At 62.9% G+C, this 264-nt stretch carries 1 pseudogene; it reads left to right on the top strand.

Annotated elements, in window-relative coordinates:
* Nucleotides 1–264 (top strand): annotated as a pseudogene (locus tag SB772_RS42065) (sugar ABC transporter permease); the annotation flags it as partial.

The following is a 264-nucleotide window of genomic DNA, read 5'->3' as shown; positions in this document are numbered from 1 at the left end:
ATCATGACCGATCCCGATCTGCGCGGCGCCTTGGGCAGGCAGATCATTTTCTCAGCCTGCGTGCTGCTGTTCGAAATTCCGCTCGGCGTCGGGCTTGCACTCGCGATGCCGGCGTCCGGCTGGCGCGCATCGGCGGCGCTCGTGGTGCTCGCGATGCCGCTGCTGATTCCATGGAATGTGGTCGGCACGATCTGGCAGATCTTCGGCCGGCCCGATATCGGTCTGCTTGGCTACGTACTCAATCGTATCGGCGTCGACTACAAC

The sequence above is a fragment of the Paraburkholderia sp. SIMBA_030 genome, assembly GCF_046535245.1.
In the GTDB taxonomy this organism is placed as follows: Bacteria; Pseudomonadota; Gammaproteobacteria; order Burkholderiales; family Burkholderiaceae; genus Paraburkholderia.
The sequence above is the reverse complement of the archived record's forward strand: the minus strand, read 5'-3'. Positions and strand labels throughout refer to the sequence as shown.